General features: G+C 63.0%; 4 protein-coding genes. 1 reads left to right on the top strand and 3 read right to left on the bottom strand.

Translation table 11 applies throughout. The features are described 5' to 3' along the window. Window positions 1-56: 56 nt before the first annotated feature. Genes mgrA through C1X29_RS24505 form a run of 3 tightly spaced genes read right to left on the bottom strand, consistent with a single transcriptional unit; the run spans window position 57 to window position 4,677 of the window. A complete protein-coding gene (gene mgrA / locus C1X29_RS24515) occupies window positions 57-1,094 on the bottom strand; it encodes an L-glyceraldehyde 3-phosphate reductase (RefSeq protein ID WP_102718569.1) in 1,038 nt (345 codons plus the stop codon). Between the two features lie 39 nt (window positions 1,095-1,133). Further along, window positions 1,134-2,453 (bottom strand): LLM class flavin-dependent oxidoreductase, encoded by a 1,320-nt coding sequence (locus C1X29_RS24510; RefSeq protein WP_102718568.1) that lies wholly within the window; start codon window positions 2,451-2,453, stop codon window positions 1,134-1,136. Between the two features lies 1 nt (window position 2,454). Further along, window positions 2,455-4,677: a TonB-dependent receptor gene (locus tag C1X29_RS24505; protein ID WP_102718567.1), complete on the bottom strand. Its 2,223-nt coding sequence runs from the start codon at window positions 4,675-4,677 to the stop codon at window positions 2,455-2,457. A 206-nt stretch (window positions 4,678-4,883) separates the two neighbouring features. On the opposite strand from C1X29_RS24505, the gene C1X29_RS24500 reads away from it, so the two are divergent. Then, complete coding sequence (locus C1X29_RS24500) at window positions 4,884-5,921, top strand: LacI family DNA-binding transcriptional regulator (RefSeq protein WP_102718566.1); 1,038 nt, start codon at window positions 4,884-4,886, stop codon at window positions 5,919-5,921. The last annotated feature ends 79 nt before the right edge of the window (window positions 5,922-6,000 follow it).

The raw sequence follows: 6,000 nt of genomic DNA, 5'->3' as shown, positions 1-6,000 counted from the left end.
CTGGGGGAGAGGGCTGGGGTGAGGGGGGATCTATCTGACCCACCCCCCAGTTTCGATCACTCCGCCGTCGAAGGCTTCTCCCAAAGATTGATCCCGCCCTCCTGGGCAAACCGGTCAATCTCCGCCAGTTCCTCCGCACTGAAACTCAGATTCTTCAAAGCCCCGACGTTCTCGACTATCTGCTCCGGCCGGCTCGCACCGATCAGCGCCGAAGTCACCCGCGGATCCCGCAGTGTCCACGCCAATGCCAGTTGCGCCAGGCTCTGGCCACGACGTTTGGCGATCTCGTTCAGCGCCCGCACGTGAGCGATGTTGGCCTCGGACAAATGCGAAGCCTGCAACGAACCACCGCCCGGACGATTGACCCGCGCATCCGCCGGCACGCCGTTGAGGTACTTGTCGGTCAGCAGGCCTTGCGCCAGCGGGGTGAACGCAATCACGCCGGTGCCGAGTTCGTCGGTGGTGTCGAGCAGGTCCTTTTCCACCCAGCGGTTGAGCAGGTTGTAGGCCGGTTGGTGAATCAACAGCGGCACTTTCCACTCTTTGAGCAACGCGGCGATTTCGCGGGTTTTCACCCCGGAGTACGACGAGATACCGATGTACAACGCCTTGCCCTGCTGCACCGCAGTGGCGAGCGCGCTGGCGGTTTCTTCCAGCGGGGTGTCCGGGTCAAAGCGGTGCGAATAGAAGATATCCACATAGTCCAGGCCCAGGCGTTGCAGGCTTTGGTCGAGGCTGGCCAGCACATATTTACGCGAGCCACCGCCCTGGCCGTAAGGGCCGGGCCACATGTCCCAGCCGGCCTTGCTGGAGATGATCAGTTCGTCGCGATACTGCTTGAAGTCTTCGCGCAGCAGACGGCCGAAATTGGTCTCGGCGCTGCCGTAGGGCGGGCCATAGTTGTTGGCCAGGTCGAAGTGGTTGATGCCCAGGTCGAACGCCGTGCGCAGCAACGAGCGCTGGGTGTCGATCGGCGTGCTGTCGCCGAAGTTGTGCCACAGGCCCAGGGACAGCGCCGGCAGCACCAGACCGCTGCGTCCGACGCGGCGGTAAGGGATGGAGTCATAGCGGTTTTCGGCAGCGGTGTAAGTCATCGAATCCTCTCTTGTCGGTCTTGAATCAGGTGTCGATTGCTACGCAAATCTATTGCCGGGCCGGGCGAGGCCAAGGTTCTGGCGCAAGGTCCGGCCCTCGTATTCGGTTCTGAACAGCCCACGCCGTTGCAGTTCCGGGACCACGCCATTGGCGAAGTCTTCGAGCCCGCCGGGCAGATGTGGCACCAGCACGTTGAAACCGTCCGCCGCGCCCTGCTCGAACCATTCCTGCAAACGGTCGGCAATCTGCGCCGGAGTGCCGACGACGCTGTAATGCCCGCGACCGCCAGCGATTCTGCGACCCAGTTCGGCCAGGGTCAGATGTTCTCGGCCGGCCAGTTCGGTCAGCAGTTTCTGTCGGCTTTGCTGGCCGCTGTCAGTCAGCGGCAATTCCGGCAGCGGCCCGTCCAGCGGGTACTTCGACAGATCGAAGTTGCCCAGCATACGCCCAAGCAGGGCGACGCCAACCTCGGGTTCGACCAATTGCTGAAACGTTTCACATTTTTCCTGCGCTTGGGCTTCCGTCTGCCCGACCACGACAAACACGCCGGGCATGATTTTCAGCGAATCGGCACTGCGTCCGTACTTCGGCAAGCGGCCCTTGAGGTCGGCGTAGAAGGCTTGGGCGCTGGCCAGTGAAGTCTGCGCGGTGAACACCACTTCGGCCGTCTGCGCCGCCAGTTCACGCCCGGTTTCCGACGAGCCGGCCTGCACGATCACTGGCTGCCCCTGTGGCGAACGCGCGACATTCAGCGGGCCTTTGACCTTGAAGTGCTTGCCGACGTGATTCAGCACGTGCAGTTTTTCCGGGTCGTAATACGCGCCGCTGGCTTTGTCGCGAATGAAGGCATCGTCCTGCCAACTGTCCCAGAGACCCGTGACCACCTGATGAAATTCCCGGGCGCGGCTGTAGCGTTCGGCATGGCCGATGTGTTCGTCGCGGCCAAAATTCTGCGCTTCGGCGGCGTTGTCCGAGGTCACCAGATTCCACCCCGCTCGCCCGCCCGACAGGTGATCGAGCGAAGCGAACTTGCGCGCCACGTGGTACGGCTCGTTGTAGCTGGTGGTGGCGGTGGCGATCAGGCCGATGTGCTCGGTCACTGCGCTCAACGCCGAGAGCAACGTCAGCGGTTCGAAGTGATCCGAACGGGCCATGCGGCTGGCGATGTCCTGGGTCGGGGCGGCGACGCTGTCGGCGACGAACAGAGTGTCGAACTTCGCTGCCTCGGCAATCTGCGCCAGCCGTTTGTAATGGGCGAAATCCAGCCCGGCGTTGGCCGGCACTTCCGGGTGACGCCACGCGGCAACGTGGTGCCCGGTGGCCATGAGGAACGCGCCGAGTTTCAGCTGTCTGCTCATCTCAGAAGTCCTTGCGCAGTTGCACGCCGAAGTAGCGCTCGTCGTCGCGAGGCACAGCGCGGTAGATGTAGTTGCCACCGCTGGCGAGCAATGGCGAATACGACTTGTCGGTGAGGTTCTTGCCGAGCAACGCCACGCGCCAGCCGTTGGTGTAATCGGCCAGAGCCACGCTGGCGTTCCAGAGGCCGTAGGCGCCCTGTTTGGTATCGGCGTTCTGGCTGATGTCGTACTGCACTTCGCTCTGCCAGCTGTAATCGGTGCCGAGTTCGATATCCAGGCCGTTATCCAGCGGGATCGTGTAGTCGGCCCGCACGTAGCTTTTCCAGTCCGGGCTGAACGGCAGCGGTTTGCCGTTGACGTTGCACGACGCCGCCGCGCCCGCCGGGCAGGCGAACTCGTCGATGCGGGCGCGGGTGTAGGCCAGCGCGCCGGAGAACTTCAGTTGCTGGGTCGCCTGCAGGGCGAAATCAAGTTCCACACCCTCGGTGCTGACGCTGCCGGCGTTGATCAGGCGCGTTACGACTTGCCCGGCGACGGTGTCGAAAAAGTTCGCCTGATAGTTGTCGTAGTCGCTGTGGAAAACCGCCAGGTTGGTGGTCAGGCGATTGTTCCAGCTTGAGGCTTTGATCCCCGCCTCCCAGGTGTTGGAGGTTTCCGGTTTCAGCGCTTCCGTGTCGCGCGGCTGCATGTTGAAGAACACGTTGTAGGCCGGGCCTTTGTAGCCACGCGAGTAGGTCAGATAAGTGGTGACGGTATCGCTCAGGTCGTACTGCAAACCGAGCCGGCCCGACCAGCCGTCCTCATCCACCGAGCCGGAACTGCTGGTCGCCGGTTGAATGCCGCTGACGGCGGTGGCGGACGTAGAGACGCGACGGTGATCGTATTCGAGATTGTCGTGGGTGTAGCGCAGGCCGGCGATGCCACGAAAGTTCGAGGTGAAATTCAGCGTGCTCTCGCCGAACACCGCATAGCTGTCGCTGGTGGTGCTGTAATCGGCGACGCCGCGATCTGTCCGTGTGGTGGTCAGCGTGCGTTGGTAGGTCTCGTCATCCTTGCCGTGCATGTAGAACAGGCCGCCGACGTATTCGAGGAACTCGCCTTTCGGCGACGCCAGACGCAGCTCCTGCGAGTACTGGTCGAAGGCCAGATCGCCCTTGTCCGCCGTGCCGGGGAACGCCGCCGTCACCGTACCGAGGCGATCGCCATCCTGATACTGAGTGTTGTCCCAGCCACGCCACGCGGTGATCGACGTCAGGGTGTAATCGCCCAGTTGCCAGTCGAGCTGGCCGGACAGGCCCTTGTTGGTGTCCTCAACGTGGGAACGGGTGTCGGTGTTGATGTCGCGATTGTGGCTGGTGGCGCCGACCGGGCTCAACGCATTCGCGAAGGCCGGGGTCAGAGCCTTGGTCACGACGCCGTTCGGGCCGTCATCGTGGGACTGCATGTAGTCGGCGATCAGGGTGAAGGTGATGTCGTCGTTCGGGGTGAATTCCAGTTTGCCGCGCACGCCGCGATGGTTATACCCGTTGACCTCCTGACCGTTGTGCTGGTTGTCGACGTTGCCGTCGTAAGTGCCGAACAAGGTGCTGATCGAGCCCTTGAGTGTTTCCGGAATCAGGCTGCCGCCGATGCCGAAACGGGTGCGGCTTTCGTTGCCGCTGTAGTACGACTGATCGATGTAGCCGTGGGTCTCGGCGGTCGGCGCCTTGCTGGTGATGTTCAGCACACCGGCCGAGGCGTTCTTGCCGAACAGCGTGCCTTGCGGGCCGCGCAGGACTTCGACGCGTTCCAGGTCCAGCAGATCGAGAGTGGACTGGCCGGGACGGGCGTAGACCACGCCATCGATTACCGTGGCCACAGTCGGTTCGACGCCCGGCGAGGTGGAAATGGTCCCCACGCCGCGCACGAACAACGAGGTGTCCTTGTTCGATGCGCCAGTGCGGAAATTCAGCGACGGCACTTGCTGGACGATGCTCGCCACGCTGTTGCGGTTGTCGCGTTCCAGCTGCTCGCCGTCGATCACCGATACCGCCACCGGCACCTTTTGCAGCGACTCTTCGCGGCGGGTGGCGGTGACCGTGACGGACTTGAGTGTCGGCTCCTGATCGGTGCTGTCCGCGGCGAACGCGGCGGGCAGCGGCAGCGCAGCCAGCCCGGTGAGTAGCCAGCCCGCAGCGCGGATCGATTGCGCCAGTTTATGTGTCGCCCCAGGAATGTTGTGCATGTTTGCCCGCTCGAAAAGTTGCCCTGAACCGCTGCCGTTCTGCGACGACAGCGCCTGTCTCGGTGTCTTGGGCATTCGCTCGAGCGAGTAGCAGACAACGCGCTTTGTTAGCGCTAACATCGCCAGTATTGGCAAGCCGGACATAGACCGTCCAATACTGAAAAATTACTTTTATATGCGTTTTGGTTTTTAAGAAGGATCGAGCCTTGAGCGAAGAAAAGCCCCGCAAACGCCGTGGCGCCGGTCGCGTGACCCTCAACGCGGTGGCGCGCCAGGCCGGTGTTTCGGCGATCACCGTGTCGCGCTACTTCAACCAGCCGGAACAGGTCTCGCCCGAACGCCGCGAACGGATCGCGGCGGTGGTCGCCGAGCTGGGATACGTGCCGAATCTGGTGGCCGGCGGGCTCGCCTCGGCGCGGGGGAAAATCGTCGGCATGGTGATCCCGAACATCTCCGGGCCGATCTTCGCCAACACCATTCAGGGCTTCAGCGACACCCTCAGCCGTCACGGCTATCAGCTACTTCTGGCCTCGAGTTACTTCAGCGCCGAGCAGGAAGAAAACGCGGTGCGGGCATTCCTCGGCTGGTCGCCTGCAGCGCTGGTAGTCACCAGCCACTTCCATAGCGCGGGCACGGAAAAGATGCTCGCCGAAGCGGATATCCCGGTGATCGAAACCTGGGATTACCAACCGGATCGCGAGCCGATGCAGATCGGTTTCTCGCACTTTGAAGTGGGTGTCAGCGCCGCTCGTTATCTGCACGGTAAAGGCTATCGACGCATCGCCTTCGTGCAGAACAGCGCACCCGGCGACTTCAGCGCACTGGAACGCCGCGACGGTTACGCCGCGACCGTGCGCAAGCTAGGACTTGAGCCCTGGGTATTCGCACCCGACGCCGATCGTGCCCCGTTCGAGGCCGGCAAGCAAGCGATGGAAGCACTGATGAACGCCTCCCCACGCCCGGACGCGATCATCTTCGCCAACGACAACCTCGCCGCCGGCGGCCTGCTCGCCGGACAACGCGCCGGCCTCAACATCCCCGAAGACTGCGCCGTCCTCGGCTTTGGCGACTACCCGTTCGCCGAGATGCTGCTGCCGAGCCTGAGCACGATCAAACCGCCCGCGCTGGAGATCGGCGTACTGGCGGCGACGCGGGTGCTGGAAAGTCTGGGCGTGCTGCCGAGTGATGAGGTGCAGCGGTTGAATCTGCTGCAATGCACGGTCATTGAGCGGGAAAGTACCTGACGAATATGGCGTGGGCGGGTTTGGCTATGCTCTAAATGAAACCGAGGTGGCGCCTTCGCGGGCTTGCCCGCGAAATCGT

It is taken from the genome of Pseudomonas sp. GW456-12-10-14-LB2 (assembly GCF_002884345.1).
GTDB lineage: Bacteria > Pseudomonadota > Gammaproteobacteria > Pseudomonadales > Pseudomonadaceae > Aquipseudomonas > Aquipseudomonas paraglycinae.
The sequence above is the reverse complement of the archived record's forward strand: the minus strand, read 5'-3'. Positions and strand labels throughout refer to the sequence as shown.

Coding starts and splice junctions, on each gene's coding strand:
- C1X29_RS24505 (WP_102718567.1), bottom strand. CDS start 4,677: ATGCACAACATTCCTGGGGCGACACATAAACTGGCGCAATCGATCCGC.
- mgrA (WP_102718569.1), bottom strand. CDS start 1,094: ATGACTTACACCGCTGCCGAAAACCGCTATGACTCCATCCCTTACCGC.
- C1X29_RS24510 (WP_102718568.1), bottom strand. CDS start 2,453: ATGAGCAGACAGCTGAAACTCGGCGCGTTCCTCATGGCCACCGGGCAC.